Origin of the sequence: Sorangium sp. So ce281, assembly GCF_051527395.1 — a bacterium.
Taxonomy (GTDB): Bacteria; Myxococcota_A; Polyangia; order Polyangiales; family Polyangiaceae; genus Sorangium; species Sorangium cellulosum_B.
In genome coordinates, this window is sequence record NZ_CP150322.1 from 1929757 (window position 1) to 1952138 (window position 22382).

General features: G+C 69.5%; 16 protein-coding genes. 12 read left to right on the forward strand and 4 right to left on the reverse strand.

The genetic code is table 11. The features are described 5' to 3' along the window. The first annotated feature begins 5 nt into the window (after window positions 1-5). From WMF27_RS07295 to WMF27_RS07305, 3 genes are all read left to right on the forward strand, one after another. Window positions 6-707 carry a hypothetical protein gene (locus WMF27_RS07295; RefSeq protein ID WP_437769640.1) on the forward strand — a complete coding sequence of 234 codons (702 nt, stop codon included), beginning with the start codon at window positions 6-8 and terminating at the stop codon, window positions 705-707. Window positions 708-803: 96 nt separating this feature from the next. After that, window positions 804-1355, forward strand: coding sequence for a hypothetical protein (locus tag WMF27_RS07300; RefSeq protein WP_437769639.1), 552 nt, complete (start codon window positions 804-806; stop codon window positions 1353-1355). A 229-nt stretch (window positions 1356-1584) separates the two neighbouring features. Continuing rightward, window positions 1585-3735 carry a substrate-binding domain-containing protein gene (locus WMF27_RS07305; protein WP_437944023.1) on the forward strand — a complete coding sequence of 717 codons (2151 nt, stop codon included), beginning with the start codon at window positions 1585-1587 and terminating at the stop codon, window positions 3733-3735. A gap of 28 nt (window positions 3736-3763) precedes the next feature. On the opposite strand, the gene WMF27_RS07310 is transcribed toward WMF27_RS07305, so the two are convergent. The 3 genes from WMF27_RS07310 to nrfH all read right to left on the reverse strand — a co-directional run bounded on the left by WMF27_RS07310 (window position 3764) and on the right by nrfH (window position 7258). Then, entirely contained in the window at window positions 3764-5098 is a 1335-nt protein-coding gene (locus WMF27_RS07310) for a M28 family metallopeptidase (protein ID WP_437769637.1), read from the reverse strand. Between the two features lie 183 nt (window positions 5099-5281). Continuing rightward, on the reverse strand, window positions 5282-6709 hold the full coding sequence (locus WMF27_RS07315) for an ammonia-forming cytochrome c nitrite reductase subunit c552 (protein WP_437769636.1): 1428 nt from the start codon (window positions 6707-6709) through the stop codon (window positions 5282-5284). Between the two features lie 30 nt (window positions 6710-6739). After that, window positions 6740-7258 carry a cytochrome c nitrite reductase small subunit gene (nrfH, locus tag WMF27_RS07320; RefSeq protein WP_437769635.1) on the reverse strand — a complete coding sequence of 173 codons (519 nt, stop codon included), beginning with the start codon at window positions 7256-7258 and terminating at the stop codon, window positions 6740-6742. A gap of 462 nt (window positions 7259-7720) precedes the next feature. Here nrfH and WMF27_RS07325 point away from each other — a divergent pair, with 462 nt between their 5' ends. The 8 genes from WMF27_RS07325 (at window position 7721) to WMF27_RS07360 (ending at window position 20576) form a co-directional block, all read left to right on the forward strand. Beyond that, window positions 7721-8965, forward strand: a complete 1245-nt coding sequence (locus WMF27_RS07325) for an MFS transporter (RefSeq protein WP_437769634.1) — start codon at window positions 7721-7723, stop codon at window positions 8963-8965. A gap of 517 nt (window positions 8966-9482) precedes the next feature. Then, window positions 9483-11255 (forward strand): recombinase family protein, encoded by a 1773-nt coding sequence (locus WMF27_RS07330; RefSeq protein WP_437769633.1) that lies wholly within the window; start codon window positions 9483-9485, stop codon window positions 11253-11255. Between the two features lie 380 nt (window positions 11256-11635). Further along, complete coding sequence (locus WMF27_RS07335) at window positions 11636-13951, forward strand: family 2 encapsulin nanocompartment cargo protein terpene cyclase (protein WP_437769632.1); 2316 nt, start codon at window positions 11636-11638, stop codon at window positions 13949-13951. A gap of 21 nt (window positions 13952-13972) precedes the next feature. Beyond that, window positions 13973-15379: a family 2B encapsulin nanocompartment shell protein gene (locus tag WMF27_RS07340; RefSeq protein ID WP_437769631.1), complete on the forward strand. Its 1407-nt coding sequence runs from the start codon at window positions 13973-13975 to the stop codon at window positions 15377-15379. A 95-nt stretch (window positions 15380-15474) separates the two neighbouring features. Continuing rightward, entirely contained in the window at window positions 15475-16875 is a 1401-nt protein-coding gene (locus tag WMF27_RS07345) for a family 2B encapsulin nanocompartment shell protein (protein ID WP_437769630.1), read from the forward strand. 14 nt (window positions 16876-16889) lie between these two features. Then, complete coding sequence (locus WMF27_RS07350; protein WP_437769629.1) at window positions 16890-18575, forward strand: mechanosensitive ion channel family protein; 1686 nt, start codon at window positions 16890-16892, stop codon at window positions 18573-18575. Between the two features lie 97 nt (window positions 18576-18672). Beyond that, the gene (locus tag WMF27_RS07355) at window positions 18673-19008 is read left to right on the forward strand and encodes a P1 family peptidase (protein WP_437944523.1); all 336 of its coding nucleotides are present in this window, start codon (window positions 18673-18675) and stop codon (window positions 19006-19008) included. A gap of 335 nt (window positions 19009-19343) precedes the next feature. Continuing rightward, on the forward strand, window positions 19344-20576 hold the full coding sequence (locus WMF27_RS07360; RefSeq protein WP_437769628.1) for a styrene monooxygenase/indole monooxygenase family protein: 1233 nt from the start codon (window positions 19344-19346) through the stop codon (window positions 20574-20576). A gap of 3 nt (window positions 20577-20579) precedes the next feature. Here WMF27_RS07360 and WMF27_RS07365 read toward each other — a convergent pair whose 3' ends face one another. Next, the gene (locus WMF27_RS07365) at window positions 20580-21107 is read right to left on the reverse strand and encodes a hypothetical protein (RefSeq protein ID WP_437769627.1); all 528 of its coding nucleotides are present in this window, start codon (window positions 21105-21107) and stop codon (window positions 20580-20582) included. A 520-nt stretch (window positions 21108-21627) separates the two neighbouring features. On the opposite strand from WMF27_RS07365, the gene WMF27_RS07370 reads away from it, so the two are divergent. Continuing rightward, window positions 21628-22374: a hypothetical protein gene (locus WMF27_RS07370; protein WP_437944024.1), complete on the forward strand. Its 747-nt coding sequence runs from the start codon at window positions 21628-21630 to the stop codon at window positions 22372-22374. The last annotated feature ends 8 nt before the right edge of the window (window positions 22375-22382 follow it).

Below are 22382 nucleotides of genomic sequence, written 5' to 3' on the forward strand. Positions count from 1 at the left end.
GCGTGATGCGCTGGCTTGCCGTCCTTCTCGTCGCTTGCGCCGCCGGGTGCGGGGTGAACCCCATCCCGGAGCCGCCCTTCGAGCGGCCGCCGGCGCTCGCCGGCGACGTCGTCGGCGCGGTGTGCGACGAGTGCGACGGCGCCCCGCTGGAGCTCACCGGCGCGCCCGGGAGCGTGACCGACGCCGACGTGGTCTGGGCGGTGAACCTCGATGGGACCGCGCCCCCGGTCGTCGCGCCGGTCGCGGGCGACGGCAGCTTCGCGCTCGACATCGACGGCGTCCGGGGGAACGAGCTGCGCCTCCAGGCGCGGCGCGGCGCGCTGCGCTCCGAGCCGGTGGACCTCATCGCCGCCGCCGGCGCCCTCGCGCCGTCGCCTCGCCCGCTCGCAGGCTGCTTCGAGGTCGAACGGGAGCTCGCCCTGCCCGAGGCGGCCGCCGGCGCGACGTCCAGCAGCGCCGTCGCGCTCGCGCACGCCTGCGGCGCGCCGCTCGCGATCGACAGGATCGCGCTGCGCGCCCCGGCGCCCGAGTACAGCCTCGAGGGAACGGCGGCTCCCGTCGTCCTCGAGGCGGGGAGCGCCGGAGAGCTCCGCGTTGTGTACCGGCCGACCGGCGCCGCCGCGCGCGAGGAAGTGGCGCTGATCGAGGTGTCTTCACCGGAGGTCTTCCGGCGGGCGGTGACGCTCTTCGTGCCCGGCGCTCCCTGAGTCGATTCCAGCTCTCTGCTCCTCCGGGAGGCTCGGGACGGGCCTCGAGGGGGAGGTGCATCTCCCAACCCACACGAGAAAGATACGGAGACCAACATGCGAGCCTGTGCCTTGTTGCTTCTTGCGGCCTCTTCGATCGTCGGACTGCTCGGCTGTGACCCTCCCACGGGCGGCGGCGGCGGGGCGTGCCCGGATCCGAGCGATCCGGGCGTCCACTACGTCTCTCAGGATCCGGACGAGTGCGCGCTCATCGACTTCGTCTGCGCGGAGGGACAGCGGCTGATGACCGAGCCCGGGTGCGGCTGCGGCTGCATCGACGAGGAGCCGCCTCCCCCCGTGTGCCCGGACCCGGGTGATCCAGGCGTCCGTTACGTCTCTCACGATCCGAACGAGTGCGCCCTCATCGACTTCGATTGCTCACCGCCCGAGAAGCTCTTCTCCAGCGAGTGCGGCTGTGGCTGCGTCGGCCCCGCGCCGGAGGCCTGCCCTGACGCCGCGGATCCGGCCGTCCGCTACGTCTCTCACGATCCGGAGTACTGCCACCTCGTCGACTTCATCTGCGCGCCGGGAGAGGAGCTCTTCTCCGACGCGTGCGGCTGCGGCTGCGTCGGCCCGGCGCTCCCCGTCGGGCGCACTCAAGGCAAGTGACCGCGCCCGCGGTCTGCCGCCCTGAGAAAGGTGCTCGCGCGGCCGCCCTGCGCAGCCGGCGCCGCGCGTGAACCTCGGCGGAAGCGGCCGCTCAGGATTGTTTACATGCGCGCACCCATCGCATCACGCAGGATCGCGGGGCGGCCGGTCGACGCGCGGAAGTTCTTGAGTCGTTTCATCGAGGACGGTGGTAGGCTCGTCTGGGGATCAGGGGGCGAGCGCGACCGGGATGAAGACGGGGCCTGTCGATCAGCGCACATCGAAGGTGATCGGCGTCGCGTCGATCTTCCTCGACAATGCCTTCAACGCCACGGCCTTTCGAGGCATGCACCGCGCCGCGCGAGCCCGGGGCTACGAGCTCCTCCTCATCTACGCGACGCCTCGGCACGTCTTCGAGCGCGGCGTGGCGCTTCGCCAGGTGGCCGGCTGGATCGCGATGTACAACATCGACGGCCTGGAGGAGCTGCTCTCTGATGGGAAGCCGGGTGTCATCTTCTGCGCGCCCTCGCTCGGGACGCGCTTCCCGGTCGTCCGCGCGGAGAACCACGATTCGATTCACGTGCTCGTCGATCACCTCATCCAGCTCGGACATCGTCGGATCGCTTACATCGGCATGACGGGATCGGACGATTTCCACGAGCGGAGCCGGGCATTCGAACAGGCGATGCGCGCGCGCGGGCTCGAGGCCGACCTCAACCTGCTCTCCGAGTTTCACGAGTGTACGATCTTGTACACCGAGCAGCGCTTCCACGAGCTGCTCGCGCGCAATGGCAAGTTCTGTACCGCGCTCGTGGCGGGCAACGACGAGATGGCGATTGGCGCCATCAACGCGATCCGGGCGCACGGCCACCGCGTGCCCGAGGACATCGCCGTGGTGGGGTTCGACGACATCAACGCCGCCCAGCACTGCGATCCGCCGCTCACCACGGTTCGGCAGGACCCGGCGCTCCTCGGGAGCACGGCCGTCGAGCGGCTCATCGATTTGCTCGACGGCCTCCCCCCTCGTGAGCTCGTGACCCGCGGCCCGGCCAAGCTGGTGGTGCGTCGCTCGTGCGGGAGCGGCCGCGCCGCGTGGAACGCCGCGCCGGTCGCGCCAGCGATCGAGGCGCCGGAGGACGGCTGGCAGCGCGCGCTGTCCCGGCAGATGAGCCTCCTCCTGGACGGGTCTGGGCGCTCGCCGTCCGACGACGCGCCCCTCGACTGGCCCGAGGCGGAGGTGATCGCGCAGGGCCTCGGCGCGGCGCTCGCCGGCGAGGAGCCGCTGGACGTGGGGACGCTCCAGCGCGCTTTCGCCGCCGGGGTCGCGCAAAACGACAAGATCGAGGTCCTGCTCGCGGTGGTGAAGCTCGTCGAGCAGACCGCCGCGCGGCGGCTCGCCGGCGCGCCGGAGCCGGAGGCCGCCCGCCGGCTGGAGACGTTCCTCGACCGCGTGCGGCTCGCGCAGCAGCGGGCCCTCGCTGCGTGGGACAGGCGGAACGTGAAGAGCCTCGAGCGGCTGGTCCTGGCCAAGGTGCACATGAGCAGGCTCCTCGCCTCGAAGCACGCATGGACCCAGGAGCGCCTGGAGTGGCTGGCGCAGACCTCCGTCGGCGTCGGGTGCATCGCGCTCTGGGCAGATGCGTCGGACAAGGCCGAGCCGGAGTTCCTCGTCCACTCCGTGTACCCGTACGATACGGACTTGACCGCCCTCGTGGGGCACAGGTATCCGGGCGGCGACTTCCCGCCGCTCGCCCTGCGCGCGGCTGCCTTGCCGGACGAGCCGGGCGGCTATCTCCTGCTGATCCCGCTCGTGAGCGCGACGCGCGACTGGGGGACTCTGGTGCTGGGAGGGCTGCACCTGGAGAGCTTCGTAAACAACCTCCATCCGCTGGCCATGTGGGTGTCGCTCCTGATCGCCGCGTTCGAGCACCACGACATGGAGGCCACGCTGCACGCGGAGCGCGACATGCTGGCCGCCGCCTACGAGCGCGAGCGCGCGCTGGCGAGCACGGTGCGGGAGCTCGGCTGTCCCGTCATCCCGCTGCTGCCCGGGGTGCTGCTCATCTCGCTGATAGGCGCGATCGACGCCGCGAGGGCGCAGCAGATCATGGAGGCCGCGCTCTCCGGCGTCGCGCGAGAGGGGGCCCGGTGGGTGCTGCTCGACGTCACCGGCGTGCCGTATGTCGACGAGGCGATCGCGGCGGCGCTGGTGCAGACGGCGCAGGCGACCCGGCTGCTCGGCGCGCGCGTGAGCCTCGTCGGCGTCGGGCCCAGGATGGCGCAGGGCATGGTCGGCCTCGGGATCGAGCTGCACGACATCTCGATCTTCCAGTCGCTGGCCGCCGCCATCAGCGAGCTGACCAGGCCAGAAAAGAAGACCAAGGCGAGGCGGGCAGAGTAGCGCCGCAGGCGCGCCGGGATCGCTCGAGCTACTTCATCAGGAGCTTGGCCGCCGCGCGCCCGGCGGCCTCGGTCAGCCGCCGCATGTAGTCCCAGTTGAGCCGATCGACCCGGTCGCAGCGCTGGTGGTAACAGGGGTTGCCGTCATCGCCGAAGAAGTCCTGCGATATGGCCACGGCCGGCGCCCCGTAGCGCCAGAACGCCGCGTGATCGCTGCGGTTCGTGCAGGCGTCCACCCGGGTCAGGCCGAGCTCGCCGTGCGACGCGGCCTCCTCGACCAGCGCGGCCAGATCGGACGACGTGTTCTCGTTGCAGTGGATGACGTGATAGTGCCCGTCGTCGTTGGAGTCGTAGCCCGTCATCTCCAGATCCAGGACGCCGACCACCTGAGCCATCTGCCCGTTCCGGTAGAGCTTGCTCGCGTAGGCCTTTGAGCCCAGGAGGCCGTCCTCCTCTTGATCGAAGGCGACGACGCGGAGCCCGATGCTCAGCTTCGCGTCCTTCAGCGCGTGGGCGATGGCGAGCGACGACACGATGCCGGAGCCGTCGTCGTCCGCGCCGGCGTTGCTCATGGAGTCGTAGTGCGCCGAGAGGATGAGGACGCGCGACCGATCGGCGCCGGGCTTGTCCGCCGTCAGGTTGACGCCCTGGCTCCAGCCGCTTTGATAAGCGTGCTCCTCGACGGTGAACCCGATCGCCTCGTATTGCTGACGCATCCAGGCGCGGGCGAGCGCGCGTCCGTCCTCGGAGCCGCGCTCGCGGATGACCGCCGAGCGGCCGCCGACGGTCACGGGCGCCGCGCCGGAGAGCTCCTTGAGCCGCGCCTCGAGGAACGCGGCGTCGATGTGGAGCTCGGGGAGCTCGGGGACCTCGGCGGCGTCGCCGTCGAGCCGCGCGCGCGCCCCGGCCGGAGCGCGGGTCCCCAGCCCTCCCGGAGCGCGCGACAGGACCACCTCGTGCGCCCCGATCGGCTCCGCGTGAAGGCGGTGCGAGCCGAGCCAGTCATGGGGGTCGCGGCCCGTCGGGACGGCGACGGCGGCGATCCCGCCGACGCGCGCGCGCTCGCCCGGGAGCGCCGCGCTGGGCAGCGGCCCCTCCACGAGGTGGAGCGAGGCCCCGGGCTCTTCTTTCAGAGCGACGCTCTGCCAGGCGTCATCGACGCTGGCGCGGGTCACGACGACCTGGCCAGTCTCCGTCGCGAGCCGGTTCAGGAACGTGCTGACCGTATCCTTGCCCACGTGCGAAACGTGGATCACTCCGGCCGCCGGCGGGCCCGGATCGCCGGACGCGCACGACGTCGAGACGAGCGCAAAGGCGGCACTCAGCGCGGCGACGGCGCTCGAACGATTGCGGCAAACTGTCATGGCGTCTTCCCCTTTCGGCGACACCGTACGGATCTCAAACGAATTATCCAAGCACTATCTCGCGATGCGTCGAGCTTTGGACCGAATCGCGTCAAATGCAATGAGGGACACACTCACGCTCCACCGGAGCTCTGGAGTCATGGTCCAGCTCGTCAGTCCGCGTGAACGTCCGCGTTGGTTCGGTCACTCTTCGGGCGGGGTTCCGTCGCGCAGCGAGAGCTGCCCTCGGCGGCAGATATCGATGGCGGACGCGAGGATGCGCATCGCCTCCTGCGGCGCGTGGAAGCCGGACGAGTTCTCCGCCTCGGCGAAGTCGACGAAGAACTGACATTTCCGCTGCGCCGCGCGCGGGCCCGCGAGCGCCTCCTCGGCCATCCCGGCCTCCTTCGCCCGGCGGATGTCGCTGATGAGCGCGGTCACGGCGTCCATCGCCCGGTTACGCGCCTCGAAATGGCGCGACTGGATCGTCTCCACGCGCTGCCGGAGCTCGTCCTCGGGCCACTTGTGGCACGTCTGGCACGCGCGGTTCACGTTGAGGAGCGGGCTCTGCACGTGGTGATCGCTGATCTTCGTCGCGCCGACCCGCTGGTACGGCATGTGGCAGTCGGCGCAGGCCACGCCGGAGCGGGCGTGGATGCCCTGATTCCACATCTCGAACTCCGGGTGCTGCGCCTTCAGCACCTTCGCGCCCGACTCCGCGTGCGTCCAGTCCGCGTGGCCGTTCTCCTCGTAGTAGGCGTAGATCTCGTCGACCTTGAGGCCCTTCGCCCACGGGTACACGAGGCGCTTCTCCGGGCCCTTGAAGTAATACTCCACGTGGCACTGGCCGCAGACGTACGAGCGCATCTCCTGGCGCGTGGCCATCGTGTTGACGTCGTAATCGGCCTGGCCCATCGACGCCTTGAGCGCGCGGATCCCCTCGATGAACCCGGGCCGCGTCACCCGGAGCTGCATCGACTCGGGGTCGTGGCAATCGATGCACGAGACCGGGTGCGTCACCAGCTTGCGCGCCTCGGGGAAGGGCATCTGGTTCATCGCCTCCCACCCGCGCATCAGGTCGCCGCCGCCGAGCTTCTTGTACGGCACGTACACGGACGCATGGCAGTGAATGCAGGTGCCCGGCTGCTTCGCCGCGATCTGCCGCTCGGTGTACACCTGATCCTCGAGCATGTGGGCGTGCCCGCGCTCCTCCCGGAAGTCGCGCGCGAAGGCGTAGCCGGCCCACATCGTCTTCAGCCGCCCGTCCTCCTCGAGCTTCGATTGCGCGACCACGCTGCGCGGATCGGCCTCCGTCGGCGTGCGCGGCACCGCCTCGCTCCCGCCGAAGCGCGTGCGCTTCTGGTCGACCGTGCGCCGGTAGCCGTCGTACTGGAGGGGGAAGTTCCTCCCCCAGACGGCCGGGTCGTCTATCGTATCGTCAAGCTCGACGACGCGATAGAACGGGCTCTTCGCCTCCTGCTTGTGCTCGAAGATGTTCACCAGCAGCGCGGCGATCCCGGCGGTCGCCGCCGCCGCGGCGAGCGCCGCGAGCGGCAGGTAGCGCCAGCGCGCCGGCGGCCTCCCGGTGCGCGCGCTCTCCTGCGTGGATCCTTCGTCCTTCGGCTCCGTCATCGATTCCATCCCTCGTGCAGCGGGCGCCCCTCAGTGCAGGTGGCCCACCGATTCATGGCAGCGCACGCACGAGAGCCTCGCGGCGCCGTGGTGCTCGCTGTCGATCGCGCCCACGACGTCGCCGTGGCACCCGCGACAGGCCTCCTCCGTGATGCGTAGATTGCTGGGCTTGATCCGGATCGGGTCCGGGAAGCGGCCCGAGGTGAAGGCGAAGGAGTGCCAGAACCCGTTCGACGCCTTCGTGGCATATTTCCCCAGGAACGTGTGCGGCGCGTGACAGTCGTTGCACCCTGCCACGGCCCGGTGGCTGGAGCGCTGCCACCCGGCGAACTGCTCGTTCATGATGTGGCAGTTGGCGCACGCCGCCGGATCGCTCCCCAGGTACGAGGCGCCCTTCGCATAAACGAAGGTGTACCCGCCGAGCCCGGCGGCCACGCCGAGCGCGACGCAGAGCGCGAGGAGCAAGGCTCCTGTGGAGCCGCGCCCGCGGCGCGCTCGCTCGCGCGCCGGCGGCGCCGGCGGTTCATCTCGCCGTTGCCCTTCCGTCATGGGATCTTGCTCGTGGGTCATCTATCGCCGGACCGGTTCATCGATCCTCGAACATCGACCGCCGCTTTGCAAGGCAGGTGCCGCTACGTCTCGGCCGGAGCGGCGATCGACGGCCCGGCGGCGGGGACGAGCCGACTCGGCGCGCAGGGCGACCGCGGGACGCCGCGGCGGGCCGGCGCGCTCGGCCGCAAGGCGTGCGCATCGGCGCAGATTCCGCGCTCGCGGGCGCTCCCTGCGGCCGCTGTTCCCGCGGCGGCCCGTCTGCGCTAGGGAGCTGGCCAGGAGACGTCATGTGACCGCCCCGCGCGACACGCACCCAGCCGCCGCCACGCCCGCGAGCGCCGGCCTGCCTCCGGCGAACCACCGTATCCGGCTGCCGGATTTCGAGCTCGGCGTCGGCCGAGGGCGCGCCTTACCGGCGTTATCGCGTCTATGAGCGCCCGCTCGGAAGGATCAGGTGATATGACGACAGCTGCCCCGCACCAGAAGACGCCGTTCACGCCGTACCAGCGGCGGCTGTTCTGGTTCCTGAGCGTGGCCTCGTTCTTCGAGGGCTACGACTTCCTCGCGCTCACGCAGATATTGCCCAACTTCGGCGCGCAGATGGGCCTCTTGCCCCGCCACGAGGGGCTCCTCGTCGGGGTCATCAACTCGGGCACGATGATCGCGTATCTCCTCGTGCGCAAGGCCGACCAGTGGGGGCGGCGGCGGGTGCTCTCGGTCACCATCGCGGGGTACACGATCTTCTCCGTGCTGACGGCGTTCGCGCCGAACGTCTATGTCTTTGCCGTCTTGCAGCTCCTCGCGCGCATCTTCCTCCTCGGGGAGTGGGCGGTCAGCATGGTGTACGCGGCCGAGGAGTACCCGAGCGATCGGCGCGGGATGGTGATCGGCGTCATCCAGGCGTTCTCGAGCCTGGGATCCATCGTGTGCGCGGGCGTCGTGCCGCTGCTCCTCGCGACGCCGTACGGGTGGCGCAGCGTGTACCTCGTCGGCGGCATCCCGCTCGTGCTCATCGCGGTCGCGCGGCGCGGCCTGCGCGAGACGGCGCGGTTCGAGCAGGCCGCGGCCGAGCGGGCGGGGGAGGGGACGCCGTCGTTCACGCGCATCCTGCGCACGCCGTACCGCGGGCGGATGCTGCAGCTCGCCTTGATCTGGGGGCTCACGTACGTTTGCACCCAGAACGCGGTGACGTTCTGGAAGACGTTCGCGCTTAGGGAGCGCGGGCTCAGCGACGGCGAGGTGGGCGGCAGCATCACGTTCGCCGCGCTCGTCTCGATGCCGCTCATCTTCGCCTCGGGCAAGCTGATCGACGTGGTGGGCCGCCGCAAGGGCGCGGTGGTCATCTATGTGCTGGCGGCGGCCGGCGTGCTCGGCGCTTACTCGCTGGGCTCGCGGGGCGGGCTCACGGCCGCGCTGGTCTTCGCCATCTTCGGCGCGAGCGGGGTGCTCCCCGTGCTGAACGCCTACATGACCGAGCTCTTCCCCACGCACCTCCGGAGCGACGCGATCGCCTGGTCGAACAACCTGCTCGGCCGGATCGGCTACATGCTCTCTCCGATCGCCGTCGGCTTCGCCGCGGAGCAGATCGGCTGGGGACCGGCGGTGTCCGCGACGGCGCTCTTCCCGCTGGTCGCGCTCGCGCTCATCCTGTGGCTCCTCCCGGAGACGCGCGGCAAGGAGCTCGAGGAGACGGCGCGGGTATAGCCCAGCTCCGTCTGTCAGAAATCCGGCCAGGGATCACTGACACGAAACGAGGGCGGCCGCGAAGCGGACGCAGCGCTCCGAGCAGCTGGACGCGGCGGTGGGTGGTGGGGGGGGTACTCTGGCCGAAGGTGGGGTCTTTTGAACCGCCAAGACGGCACGGACTCAATCGACAAATTCCAGTGGCGGGCTTCGATCGCCCGCTCGTCCTGTAGGCCACCACGCGCCTGCCGAGCTCGGAAGCCTGGCGGCGGAGACGGGGGGAGCGGTGGCTGAGTCGGGGCGCATCACGTCGCCTGGCTGAGGCCCGTGGCGCGCCTGCTAGGCCGCGCGGCATGCGGCGCAGCAGACGCATCGAGGTCACATTTGAGCCCACGCACCGGTCGGCGGAGCAGCTGAAGCTGGCCTACGCCATCGTGGTGCCGCCGACCCGGCGCGAGGTGCGTTCGGAGGTCGACGCGCTGGCGCGGCGACAGCCGACTGAGGTGCCTCGAGCGCGTGGCAAGGGAGGGAAGGCTGCATGAAGAAGGTCGCGCTGTACGCGCGTGTTTCGTCGGATCGGCAGACCAAGCAGGCCACGGTCGACAGCCAGGTGGCGGCGCTGAAGGAGCGAGCCTTGGCCGATGGCCATCACGTCTTGCCGGCAGACGTGTACGTCGACGATGGGTGCAGCGGCGCAACGCTGATCAGGCCGGCGCTGGAGCGGCTTCGCGACCGCATCGCCGAGGGGGCGGTCGATCTGCTGTACGTCCACAGCCCCGACCGACTTGCGCGACGCTACGCCTACCAGGTGCTGCTGCTCGAAGAGTTCTCTGCACGCGGCGTCACGGTCGTGTTTCTGCAAGGCGCGTCCGGGGTGAACGCCGAGGACCAGCTGCTGGTTCAGGTCCAAGGGATGCTCGCCGAGTACGAGCGAGCGCGGCTCGCGGAGCGATGCCGTCGCGGGAAGCTGCACCGGGCCAGGCAAGGGATGGTCAACCCGCTGTCGACCGCTCCGTATGGCTACCGCTACGTGCGTCGCTCGGATGCCGAGTCGGCGCACTACGAGGTCGTGCGGTCGGAGGCGAACGTCGTGCGCGCCATCTTCGACGCCTTCGTGCACCAGCAGATGCCTCTGCAGGCGATCGCGCGCCGGCTCAACACGCAGCAGATCCCGACACCCAGGGGTGGCTGTTGGAGAGGGGCAAGGGTGTACGAGCTGCTCCGCAACCCGGCCTACATGGGACAAGCCGCCTACGGCAAGCGCGAGTCGGTTGAGTCGCGGCCGCTTCGACCTCGACGGAGCAAGCTCCGGATAGCGCGCGGTAGTGCGAGGACATTCCGGCGAAGACCGGCCGACCAGTGGATCTCGATCCCGGTGCCGCCGATCGTGTCGGCCGAGGTCTTTGCCGCCGCGGGCGAGCAGATGATGCGTAACAGGCAGCTGTCGCAGCGGCACGCGCGAGGGCAACGCTACTTGCTGCAGGGCCTCGTTGTCTGCGCGCGCTGTGGTTACGCCTTCTGCGGCCGATCGGTCTCGAAGCCGTCGAGCTCGGTCATCTACCGCTACTACTGCTGCAACAGTGTGCAAGCGGTGCGCGACGGAGCTGCGCGTGCTTGCAACAACCCCTCGGTACGCGCCGAGATGCTGGACGCGCAGGTCTGGGATTCGGTGCGGCAGGTGCTGCAAGAGCCCGAACGACTCGAAGAGGAGTGGCTGCGCCGCAGTGCCGACGACGGCGCCGCGACTGATGCGCAGCTCGAGCGCGCTCAAGCCGAGCGATGGGTCGTCCACCACCAGCGCAGCCTCAAACGGCTGCTGGATGCCTACGAGGCAGGCGCGATTTGCTTGGAGGAGCTGCGGCCGCGCGCCGAGCGCCTGCGCGAACAGATCCGAAGGGCAGAGCAGGCCGCCAAGGAAGCCGAGGACAGGCTCTCCCACAACGCGGTCCTGAGCGCCGTGGTCACGCGGCTGCAAGACTTCGCCGAGCGCGTTGGGCAGGGTCTGGAGCACCTCGATTGGCAGGGGCGCCGTCAGTTGATCCGAACCCTGGTGGCACGGGTGGAGATCGACGAGGAGCAGGCGACGGTCGTGTACCGGTTGCCCTCGTCTGGCGGACGTCCGGGTGGCGGCCACCTGGATCCGAGCGTGCCGTCCAGCTCATCGGCCGGGTCCCCGGGTTGTCGATTGAGTCCGTGGCGTCAAGGCGCCACAAAACGCCAAGAAGAACACAAAAATCTTGGCGTCTTGTGGCGCCTTGGCGGTTCCAGCCTTCTGGCAGGGCGGGGTAGGTACCACACCACCGGGCGGTGAGGGCAAACGAGCGCGCTGAAACGTGGTTGCTGTCGGAGGCTCACAGGCCGCCGGGCCGGCCCCGCTGGTGAGCGTGTCATGACTGAGCCCGCCCGCGGGGCTCAAGCGGTCGCCGCGGCGCCCGAGCGGTTCCGCACCAAGCAGCAGTCTTCGAGTTCCTGCGATCCGGAGCTCGTCATCATTAATTTGGTCGGAGCGCTGGTCTGGTCTAGATCCGCCCCGTCCGAACGATCCCGAACGGTCTGTACGGAAGAGCCCCACCAACGCGTCGTCGCACGTCTGCGCGCGAGCGGCCGAGGTGCGTCCGGAATACAGACCGCCAAGACATTCAGGTCGCCCGCGTCGCCCATATCGACGTCGCGCGAGAGAAGTCAGCGAACATGCAACCTTTCACGCTGCCCGACTTCTACATGCCGTATCCGGCGCGCATCAATCCGCACCTCGAAGGTGCGCGCGCGCATACCAAAGCCTGGTCCTACGAGATGGGTATCCTGGAGGAGAACCCGCAGGAAAAACCCATCTGGACCGAGCGCGACCTCGACGCGCACGATTACGCGCTGCTCTGCGCGTACACCCACCCCGACGCGCCCGCGCCCGAGCTCAATCTGATCACGGACTGGTATGTCTGGGTGTTCTTCTTCGACGACCATTTCCTCGAGATCTACAAGCGCACCAAGGACATGCGCGGCGCCAAGGCGTACCTCGACCGCCTGCCGCTCTTCATGCCCGTCGTGCCCACGGGGACGCCGCCGGAGCCGACGAACGTGGTCGAGCGCGCGCTCGCGGACCTCTGGGCGCGGACCGTCCCGCTCACCTCGGTGCACTGGCGCGAGCGCTTCCTCGAGGCGACGAAGAACCTGATGCTCGAATGCATGTGGGAGCTCGCCAATATCCAGGAGAACCGCGTCGCGAACCCGGTCGAATACATCGAGATGCGCCGCAAGGTCGGCGGCGCGCCCTGGTCCGCGGGCCTCGTCGAGATCGCCGTGGGCGCCGAGGTCCCGGCCGCCGTCGCCGCGACGCGCCCCCTCGAGGTCCTGCGCGACACGTTCTCGGACGGCGTCCACCTGCGCAATGACCTGTTCTCGTACCAGCGGGAGGTCGAGGTCGAAGGGGAGAACGCCAACTGCGTGCTCGTCCTCGAGCGTTTCCTCGGCGTCCCCACGCAAAAGGCGGCCGATCTGACGAACGAGATCCTGACGTCGCGGCTCCAGCAATTCGAGAACACGGCGCTCGTCGAGGTGCCGGCGCTCTGCGTGGAGTACGGGCTGACGCCGGCGCAGGCCCTCGACGTCGCCAGGTACGTGAAGGGGCTTCAGGATTGGCAGTCCGGCGGCCACGAATGGCACATGCGGTCGAGCCGCTACATGAACGAAAACGCGGACAAATCCGCGAGCGTCCCCGATGTCCTCGGGGCGCCGACGGGGCTCGGCACCTCGGCGTTCCGGATCAGGCTCACGCCCGGCGCCCTGGGTTTGCAGCGGATCAAGACCCTCACCCACGCCCCGTTCCAGCCCGTGGGCAGGACGCCGCTCCCGAAGATCACCATGCCGTTCAAGCTCCGCCTGAGCCCGCATCTGGCCGCGGCGCGCCGGAACACCCTCGAGTGGGCCCGCAAGTTCGCGATGCTCGACGTGGTGCCGGGCGTCTTCGGGTCCGGGATCTGGGACGAGCGCAGGTTCATCGGCTTCGATTTCCCCATCTGCGCTGCGGGCATTCACCCGGACGCGTCCCCGCACGAGCTCGACCTGAGCTCGGGCTGGCTGACTTGGGGGACGTACGGCGACGATTATTTCCCGCTCTTGTTCGGCGCGACGCGGGACATCGCGGGCGCGAAGCGGTTCTCTGCCCGGCTCTCGATGTTCATGCCCCTCGACTGCGCGGGCGCCCCGGTGCCAGAGAACCCGGTGGAGAGCAGCCTGCTGGATCTCTGGATCCGTACAGCCTCCCCCATGTCGATGAGCTCGCGGCAATCGCTCCGCCGCAGCGTCGAGACCATGACCGGGAGCTGGCTCTGGGAGCTCCTGAACCAGACCCAGAACCGGATCCCGGATCCGGTCGATTACGTCGAGATGCGCCGCAAGACGTTCGGCGCCGACCTCACGATGAGCCTATCCAAGCTCACGCTCGGTGATGTGGTCCCGGCCGAGGTCTTCCGCACGCGGACGATGCGAGGGCTCGACAACACCACCGCCGACGTGGGCGGGTGGATCAACGATCTCTATTCGTACCGCAAGGAGATCGAGTTCGAGGGCGAGCTCAGCAACCTCGTGCTGGTCGTCGAGCGGTTCCTCCAATGCGACGCGCAGCGGGCCAAGGAGGTCGTCAACGACCTGCTCACGGCGCGCGTGCTGGAGTTCGAGCACATCGTCGCGACCGAGCTGCCTCGCATCCTCGACGAGTTCGACCTCGGCGAGGCGGCACGCGAGGCCGTGCTCGGATACGTCGAGAAGCAGCGATTGTACATGGCTGGCGTCCTCAACTGGCACGTCGTGACGAGCCGGTACGTGGACGCGGAGCTCGAGCGCCACCCGATCGAACGGGCGATCGGGGGCGCGCGTGGGTTTGGCGCCTCTGCGGCGCGTATCAGCAGCTTCTTCGGCGCCGGAAGAGCCGGCGCCGCGGCTCCTGCTGCGAAGGCGGATCTTTCGATGGGTACGGCGCGGTCCGTGCCGGTGAAGCACGGGCGGCCCTAGCCGTCCGGGAAAGAGGGACTCATGTCTATCACAGGTAATCTGGGTTCGATCGATCAGCACCAGACCAGCCTCGCGACGGCGGCCGCGAGGCAGCTCGCGACGACGACCAAGTCGGCGCCGCAGATGCAGGGCATCTCGTCGCGGTGGCTGGTGAAGCTCCTGCCGTGGGTGCACGTCAACGGTGTCTACCGCGTGAACCGCCGCCTGAGCTATGCGGTGGGCGACGGGCGGGTGACGTTCACGAACACCGGCGCGAAGATCCAGGTCATCCCGCAGGAGCTCTGCGAGCTGCCGCTCCTCCGCGGTTACGAGGACGTCGAGGTCCTCGCCGCGCTGGCGAACCGCTTCGTGCAGCGTGAGTACAAGCCCGGCGACGTCATCACCGAGCGCGGCAAGGAGGCCGATCACATCTGCCTCATCGCCCACGGCAAGGTCAACAAGATCGGCGCGGGCAAGTACGGCGATGAGACGGTGCTCGAGGTTCTCGCGGACGGCGACCATTACAGCTACCAGGCGCTCCTGGAGACGCAGGATTACTGGACGTTCACGGCCAAGGCCGTCACGGCGGTCACGGTGCTGACGCTCCAGCAGAACGTCTTCGAGGAGCTCGTCGCCCAGCACCCGTCGCTGAAGAAGCACCTCGACAACTTCAAGGCGCTCGCCGCGAAGAAGCAGGACAACACGGGCGAGGCGGCGATCGAGATCGCGGCGGGCCACTCCGGCGAGCCCGTCCTCCCCGGCACGTTCGTCGATTACGAGACCTCGCCCCGCGAGTACGAGCTCAGCGTGGCGCAGACCGTGCTCCAGATCCACACGCGCGTCGCGGATCTGTTCAACGAGCCGATGAACCAGACCGAGCAGCAGCTGCGCCTGACCATCGAGGCCCTGAAGGAGACCCAGGAGCACGAGCTCATCAACAACCGCGAGTTCGGTCTCCTGCACAACGCCGACCTGAAGCAGCGCATCCACACCCACAGCGGCCCCCCGACGCCGGACGACATGGACGAGCTCCTCGCCACGGTCTGGAGGGAGCCGTCGTTCTTCCTCGCGCCCCCGCGGGCCATCGCGGCGTTCGGCCAGGAGTGCAGCCGCGTCGGCATCTACCCGCAGAGCATCGAGGTGAACGGCCATCGCGTCCCGGCGTGGCGCGGCGTGCCGATCTTCCCGTGCAACAAGATCCCGGTCTCGGAGACGCGGACGACCTCGATCCTGCTCGTGCGCGCGGGCGAGAAGAACCAGGGCGTCATCGGCCTGCACCACGCCGGCATTCCGGACGAGGTCGAGCCGAGCCTCAACGTGCGCTTCATGGGGATCAACGACAAGGCCATCATGTCGTACCTCGTCAGCCTCTATTACTCGACGGCCGTGCTGGTCCCCGACGCGCTCGGCGTCCTGGAGAGCGTCGAGATCGGACGCGCCCACGAATGAACCGCGAGCGGTAGCCGCTCCGCGTGTGCCCCGTGCAGACGCGGGCACACGCGGAGCGCTCTGCTCTCCGAAGCGCGCAGAAGGAAAGGTACATCATGGCAAACGCCGAAATACCTGGGATCGGGAACGATGTGGAGCGTTCGAGCCTCGGGACGCTGGGGGCGCGAAAGCTCGCGACGACGACCAAGTCGCATCCGCAGATGCAGGGGATCACGTCCCGGTGGCTCTTGCGGGTCCTGCCCTGGATCGAGGTCACGGGCGGCACGTATCGCGTGAACCGCCGCCTGAGTTATGCCGTCGGCGACGGGCGGCTCAGCTTCGGCAACGTCGGGGCGAAGGTGGGGGTGATCCCGCAGGAGCTCTGCGAATTGCCGCTCTTGCAAGGCTTCTCGGACGACGCCGTGCTCGACACCCTGGCGAGCCGGTTCGTCCAGCGGGAGTACAAGCCCGGCGCGCTGATCGCCGAGCGCGGAAAGCCCGCGGAGACGATTTTCCTGCTCGCGCACGGAAAGGCCCAGAAGCTCGGCGTCGGCAAGTACGGCGCCGACACGATCCTCGACGTCCTCGCGGATGGGGACCATTTCGGGGACCAGTCCGTCATCGAATCGAACGACGCATGGACCTACTCGGTCAGGGCCGTCACGCCGTGCATCGTGCTCGAGCTCCCGCAGCGGGTCTTCGAGGAGCTGATCTCGCGATCTCCGGCGCTCCACGCGCACGTCGAGTCGCTCAAGGAGCGGCGGAAGAGGCCGCAGGACAAGCTCGGACAGGCGGCGATCGCCCTCACCGCCGGTCACAAGGGCGAGCGCGCGCTCCCGGGGACGTTCGTCGATTATGAGACCGCGCCGCGTGAATACGAGCTCAGCGTCGCGCAGACGGTCCTCCGGCTCCACACGCGCGTCTCGGATCTCTTCAACGATCCGATGGATCAGCTCCAGGAGCAGCTCCGCCTGACCGTCCAGGCCCTGCGCGAGCGGCAGGAGCACGAGCTCATCAACAACCGTGATTTCGGCCTCCTGCACAACGCCGACCTGAAGCAGCGCCTCCATTCCCGGAGCGGCCCCCCGACGCCCGACGACATGGACGAGATCCTCTCCCGGCGCCGCAAGTCGCAGTTTTTCCTGGCGCACCCGCGCACGATCGCCGCCTTCCACCGGGAGTGCAGTCGCCGCGGCATCTACCCGACCACCGTCGAGCTCTCCGGCACGCAGGTCGCGGCGTGGCGCGGCGTCCCGATCCTCCCTTGCGACAAGATCCCGATCAACGAGGACAAGACGAGCTCCATCCTCGTCATGCGCACGGGGCAGGAGCATCAGGGCGTCATCGGCCTCCACCGCACGGGCCTCCCCGAGGAGATCGAGCCCGGTGTCTCGGCCCGCAGGATGGAGACCGACGGGAAGGCCATTACCTCGTACCTTGTGAGCACCTATTACTCCGCCGCGGTGCTGGTGCCCGACGCTCTCGGCGTCCTTGAGAACGTCCAGATCGGGCGGTAGTCTCGACGGCTTCGATGACTCTGCATCTCGACCTGCTCCTCCACAACCTCGTCGCGCTGTGCATCGCGATCGTGGTGCTCCTGCTCCTCTCGGAGCTCGTGGTCAGGCTGATCCATCGGGGCTACGCCTTCGTCCTGCGCTCGCCGACGCTGGAGCACGTCACGGCCGACGAGCGCAGGTCGTTCCGGCGTCGCGTCCGTCGCCGCGCGCTCGTCTGGGTCGCGCTCGTCGGGGCCGTGCTCATGGGCGGCGCGGCGTTCGCCGTGGTCCGCGGAATTCGCGCCCTCGACGTGGTGAAGAGCGCGCTCGTCGGGCTCGCCGGAGACGATCCCGCGCTCGCCAGGATGCGGTGGCTCACCGCGCTCGGCATCGCCGTCGGCGCGCTCTTCGTCGACGCCCTCGCCCGGGGGCTCGCCGACGCGCTGGGAAAGGCGGTCGCGCGCTCGGACGGGCTGGAGAAGCGGCGCGAGCCGGTCACAGAGGTCACGATACGCCTGCGCAAGGCGCTCCGCGTGGTCGTCCTCGGCGCCGCCGCGGTCCTCCTCGCCGAGAAGCTCGCGCTCGCGCCGGGGACCCAGCGCGCCGTATTGCTCGCCAGCTACACGCTGGGCGCGTTTTACGTGAGCCGCCTCGCGACGGGGATCGGATACCTCCTCCTCGACGTCCTCTTCGACAACTCCACGAGGCTCGCCCGCCTCGAGAGCCCGCTCAGGTACCTCGGGAACCTGTCGCACCTGTTCGGGATCACGAAGCGCGTCGTCGATTATTGCGTGTACATCACGGCGGCGACGTGGGTCGCGGACGCGCTCACGCCCGACACGTGGCTCTCGCAGGCGGGGCGGGTCGGGCTCCGGATCATCGCGATCGTCTATGCGAGCCGGGTCCTCGTCGAGATCTTCGTGCTCCTCATCAACGACCTCTTCCTCGGGAAGGTGGCGGAGGAGAACCCCCAGACGCTCCAGCAACGAAGAACCCTGGTCCCCGTGGCCATGGGCTTCGTGCGGTACGCGATTTACTTCTCGGCTCTCGTGCTGGGCCTGCGCGAGGCGTCCGTCGATCCCACGCCGCTGCTCGCCGGCGCCGGCGTCATCGGCGTGGCCATCGGCTTCGGCGCGCAGACGTTCGTGGGGGATATCGTGGCCGGCTTCTTCATCCTCTTCGAGAACCTGCTCCTCGTCGGGGATCTCGTGGAGATCGGCGGCATCCAGGGGCGCGTGGAGGAGATCGGCGTTCGTATCACGAAGATCCGCGACGAGATCGGCGTGCTCCATTCGATCCCGAACGGCGAGGTGCGCAAGGTCGCGAACCATTCGCGATCCTACGTGAACGCGGTGGTCGACGTGCACGTGCCTTACGAGGAGGACGTGCAGCGGGTGCGTGAGCTCCTCGCGAGGGTCGCCGAAAAGGAGGTCGAGCTGCAGACGGGCGCTCCGGGGCAGGTGGACGTCGGCGTGGAGGAGCTCAACGAGGGATCGATCGTCCTCCGTATCAGCGCGCGCGTGCCACCCGGCAAGAACAAGGAAGTGAACGATGCGCTGCGCGGCCGCGTCGTCGAGGAGCTTTGCAAAGCTCAGGTCAGCGCGCCGCGCCCGCGTCGAGCCGTCCTCATCGACAGCCAGCTTTCCGTCAAGAGCCCGCCCAGGCGAGAGATCGAGGAATCCGCGCCCGTCATGCCTTTCTCGTCCGCGAACGACGACTGACGAGCGGTTCGTCTCGCGGCTGTTCTCAACCCCACAGCCAGCGGGCGAATCACGACCCGAGGATGACTTCGGCCTGCTGGACACGCGGCGCGCGCTGCTGCGGGGCGACACGCAGAGGCCCATGCTCGCGGGCAGCAACACCACCATCGGCGTGATCGCCACGGACGCCGTGCTCACCAAGAGCCGGGCCTGCCGCCTCGCCACTGTGGGGCACGACGGCCTGGCGCGCGAGATCAACCCGCTGCACACGCTCTCCGACGGCGACGCCCTCTTCGCGCTGGGTACGGGCGCGTCCGGCGCGACGCTCGGCATGATGACTCTGTGCGTCATGGCGGCCGAGGTCTGCACGCTGGCGGTGGTGCGCGCCATCCGCGCGGCGCAGGGCGTGACGCTGGGCGCTGCGTACCTGCCGGCGGCGGGGGACCTGGGGTGAAGCCTGTCGACGCGCGCTGAAGCCAGCCGCGGTGCTTCGTTCGAAGCCGCGATTCGTCCTCGTACTTCCTCGTACTTCCGCCACGGAAGCCGCGACTCGCCCTCGTACTTCGCCACGGAAGCCACGACTCGTTCTCGTTCTTCCACTACGCTGGTCGGAGCCACGGAGGGGTGACGGTAGCGACAATGGATCCGCCGGACGGAGCTGCCGCGAGAGGGGCCTTCGCCGCCGCGATCCGCTCCCGTGACGTCGCCGTGGTCGGGGGCGCCGAGAGCCCGGCGGACCTCACATGCCGTGAAGCTCGCACGCACAGCTGAGAGGAGATGAGGACAAGGATGCCCACCATTGCGATCGTCGGCGCCGGCGTGGCCGGCCTGCATCTCGCGCTGCACCTCCAGAAGGAGGGCCTCGACGTGAGCCTCTACGAGGAGCGCACGCCGGACGAGATCCGGACGGGGCGCCTGCCCAGCACCGTCGGGCTCTCCCTGCTGACCCGGGAGCGCCAGCGGGCGCTCGGCGTCGCGCACTGGGAGGGGCCCGAGCATGCCACGAGGACCATCCGGATCCGCGTGGCGGCCGCGCCGCCGATCGACTTCGTCGGCCGCCTCGCGGATCAAGCGCTCTTCATCGACATGCGGGTCTATCTGCCCCAGCTGCTCGAGGACTTCGTCGCGCGGGGCGGCCGCGTGGTGAGGGCCTCGCTCGACGCGGCCGGCGTCCGCGGCCTCGCCGCGGCGCACGACCTCGTGGTCGTCGCCACGGGCCGGGCGGGCCTCACGGACCTCTTCCCGAGGGTCCCCGAGCGAAGCCCGCACGCCGCGCCGATGCGGCGGCTCTTCGCGGGCATCGTCCGCGGGCTCCGCATGCCGCCCGGGCCCATGGAGTTCATGTTCCAGCTCTCCCCGGGGCACGGCGAGATCTTCGAGAACCAGTACATCACGCTCGGCGGGATCGTGCCCTCGCTGCTCATCGAGGCGATCCCCGGCGGCGCGCTCGAGCCGATCACGCGGATGCGCTACGAGGACGATCCGGCGCGGTTCGACGCGGCGCTGCTCGACGCGGTGCTCGCGCACGCGCCGCTCACGGCCGAGCGCGTCGATCGGGCGAGCTTCGGCGTGGCCGGCCCGCGCGACTACCTGACGGGCGCCGTGACGCCGGTGGTGCGCCGCGCGTACGTGCCCCTCGGCGGCGAGAGGTTCGCGCTCGCGCTGGGCGATCTCCACATCACCCACGATCCGATCACGGGCCAGGGCGCGAACATGGCCACGCTCGCGGCGTCGCTCGCCGCCGAGCAGATCGCCGGGCAGGCGGCCGCCGGCGCCGCGTTCGACGAGGCGTTCTGCGCGGACCTGGAGGATCGCCTCTGGAACGGGCTCCGGGCGGCCACGGAGTGGACGAACGCCTTCCTCCTGCCGCCGCCGGACCACGCGCTGGCCCTCCTCGTCGCGGCCGCGCGCAGCCAGAAGGTGGCCGACGCGTTCACCACGAACTTCTCGTACCCGGATCGCCAGTGGGCGATCCTCTCATCGCCCGAGGCGACCGCCAGCTTCATCGCGAGCCACGCCTGACGATCAGCTGAAGCGCGCCCGGACCGGCGCCGGGCTCTCGCAGATCGGGCACGCGTCCGCGCGCTCGGCGATCTTGCCGCAATCCTTGCAGTCGACGCGATAGCCGTGGAAGCCGGGGTCGTGCAGCTCGACGCTCGTCTGGGCCCTGTCCGCGCGCTTTCCCTCGTATTTCACGCGCATCGGCACGAACGCGATATAACGCACCTCGATGTGCTCGCACCGCGAGCACCGCTCCGGCACCGCGTACGCGTTGGTCGTCGTGAGCCCGCGCGCGAGGCCGCCTTCAGCGTGGCACCGCGGGCAGCGGTCGTCCGTGAACACGAGGTGCTGGCACGCGCCGCACGTGATCTCGTACAGCCCGTCGACGAACATCTCGCCCTTGTAGACCCACTTCACCGGCCCGACGGGCTCGCCCTCCATGAGCGGCACGAGCCCGTCGACATACGAACGCAGGTTGAGCTTCTGTCCCCCGCACGCGGGGCACCCCGCCTCGACCATCTCGGCAAACGCACGTTCGGAGAGCCTGCTCATGGTCGTCGCCTTCTAGCACGCCTCGTCGACGGGAGGACCGAAATGGCGGGGCCGCGCCAGAGCCGGCCATGAAGGGCCCCGGCGCGTCGCGCTGGAGGGGCCAGCCTCCACACCTGGAGGCCCCGGCCTCCAGCGCATGACCTCCGAGCGGGGCCCGGACCTTTCCAGCAGGCGCCCGGGAATCATGCGAAGCCGGCGCTCGCTCCACGCACGAGCGCTGCGAACTCGGGGATATTCCGCCCAGCGCGCGGCCTCCGGCGGCGCCGCGCCGGGCCGCCCAGCCGTGCCTTCAGCGCATGGCCTGACGATTGCAATTACGTTAATCCGTTGTTCCGTCGGTCGCACGGTCGGTCAGCCGATTCCCACCATGACGTCGAGGGGTGGGAAGAGCGCCTGCCCAGCATCGATATCCCGCTCGCGTGAGACGAGCGCGCGGGCCTGCCGGCGCGGAGGCGCTGCGGCCGCGCGACCCGTCGAGGGGGCGAGAGCGCCCCGACACGAACCGAACCCGAGGTGAACCATGTCGTCGGTCTCCATCAAAACAACGATGATCTTCATTCTCATCGGCGCGGCCGCGGGCTGCGCCGTGCCCGCCGAGACGGACGCGCCGGAGGAAACGGCGGTCGAGTCGCAGGCCGTCGAGTGCAGCAAGGAGTGCATCCTGGCGATGGTGAACAGGCAGCTCTCGCTGATGGGCGAGTTCGGGAACGAGGAGGAGTTCACGCGGGCGCTCCGGGAGCTCGTGGCCATCGGCCCGGCGGCCGTCCCCGTGGTCGCCGAGGTCTACAAGGCGTGGTCGGTCTCCGTCCCGCCGGACAAGGCCGAACCGGCGAGGCCTGGCGAGATGCGCTGGCGGGCGGCTCACCTCCTCGGCCTGCTCGGCTCGCGCGACGGCATCAAGCCGCTGAACGAGATCGCCACGACGAAGCTCCCCGACCCCGAGGCCGACGAGCAGCTCTTCGCGGATGAATACCGCGTTCGCCTGCGCGCGATCGCCGGGCTCGAGGCGCTCGGCGCCGCGGCGGAGCTGAAGGCCATCTTCTCCGCAGGCGACCTCCTGCGCAACCCGGCGGCGGCGAGCCTCTACGCCCTCGGGATCGACGTCGGCGGGATCCAGCTGATCGACGCGCGCAAGGCGCTCGCGGAGGACGTCGCCGACGTCAAGGATTACAACCCGAACAACGGTCGACCGGCGCAGCCGGAGAAGCCCGGATCGCGGTTGTTCAAGGTGGCTCCTCGGACCGACACGCCTGTCATCGCTCGTTGAGGGATCGA

Bases quoted from the DNA above. Each gene is read 5' to 3' on its own strand.
- WMF27_RS07295 (WP_437769640.1), top strand. From the start codon at position 6: ATGCGCTGGCTTGCCGTCCTTCTCGTCGCTTGCGCCGCCGGGTGCGGG.
- WMF27_RS07300 (WP_437769639.1), top strand. From the start codon at position 804: ATGCGAGCCTGTGCCTTGTTGCTTCTTGCGGCCTCTTCGATCGTCGGA.
- WMF27_RS07305 (WP_437944023.1), top strand. From the start codon at position 1,585: ATGAAGACGGGGCCTGTCGATCAGCGCACATCGAAGGTGATCGGCGTC.
- WMF27_RS07310 (WP_437769637.1), bottom strand. From the start codon at position 5,098: ATGACAGTTTGCCGCAATCGTTCGAGCGCCGTCGCCGCGCTGAGTGCC.
- WMF27_RS07315 (WP_437769636.1), bottom strand. From the start codon at position 6,709: ATGACGGAGCCGAAGGACGAAGGATCCACGCAGGAGAGCGCGCGCACC.
- nrfH (WP_437769635.1), bottom strand. From the start codon at position 7,258: ATGACGGAAGGGCAACGGCGAGATGAACCGCCGGCGCCGCCGGCGCGC.
- WMF27_RS07325 (WP_437769634.1), top strand. From the start codon at position 7,721: ATGACGACAGCTGCCCCGCACCAGAAGACGCCGTTCACGCCGTACCAG.
- WMF27_RS07330 (WP_437769633.1), top strand. From the start codon at position 9,483: ATGAAGAAGGTCGCGCTGTACGCGCGTGTTTCGTCGGATCGGCAGACC.
- WMF27_RS07335 (WP_437769632.1), top strand. From the start codon at position 11,636: ATGCAACCTTTCACGCTGCCCGACTTCTACATGCCGTATCCGGCGCGC.
- WMF27_RS07340 (WP_437769631.1), top strand. From the start codon at position 13,973: ATGTCTATCACAGGTAATCTGGGTTCGATCGATCAGCACCAGACCAGC.
- WMF27_RS07345 (WP_437769630.1), top strand. From the start codon at position 15,475: ATGGCAAACGCCGAAATACCTGGGATCGGGAACGATGTGGAGCGTTCG.
- WMF27_RS07350 (WP_437769629.1), top strand. From the start codon at position 16,890: ATGACTCTGCATCTCGACCTGCTCCTCCACAACCTCGTCGCGCTGTGC.
- WMF27_RS07360 (WP_437769628.1), top strand. From the start codon at position 19,344: ATGCCCACCATTGCGATCGTCGGCGCCGGCGTGGCCGGCCTGCATCTC.
- WMF27_RS07365 (WP_437769627.1), bottom strand. From the start codon at position 21,107: ATGAGCAGGCTCTCCGAACGTGCGTTTGCCGAGATGGTCGAGGCGGGG.
- WMF27_RS07370 (WP_437944024.1), top strand. From the start codon at position 21,628: ATGTCGTCGGTCTCCATCAAAACAACGATGATCTTCATTCTCATCGGC.